The organism is Dellaglioa sp. CoH-57-MRSF-22 (assembly GCF_056781895.1).
In genome coordinates this window covers 1-247 of sequence record NZ_JBXAXT010000251.1, presented here as the reverse complement: position 1 = coordinate 247, position 247 = coordinate 1, and the positions used below count along the sequence as shown (strand labels likewise).

Sequence of the window (247 nt, the reverse complement as noted above, 5' to 3'; positions counted from 1 at the left end):
AACGCGCTATACGTCGAGTTGAGGTTCAATTGCAGATTGCGATAGTTGATCGCTTGTTGGAACTGCTGAGCATTCGACGGAACATCGAGTAGTGCCACGCAATCACCGCGCTGCTGGGCCAAGCTATCCATCGCAAGCTGCACGTCTGGACTGGCGTGGCCCGAGTTCAGCAGGATGTTGATCTTGTACAGCTGCTTGTTCGCAAACACGTTCCATGCGCCAGCGACTTGAGGCGACGTAACAGCAC

Annotated in this window: 1 protein-coding gene; it reads right to left on the bottom strand. The window is 54.7% G+C overall.

The annotated features are described in order from the left end of the window. Window positions 1–247, bottom strand: a 247-nt coding sequence (locus AC1RPR_RS08975; RefSeq protein WP_481763602.1) for a hypothetical protein, incomplete at both ends; no start/stop codon positions are given.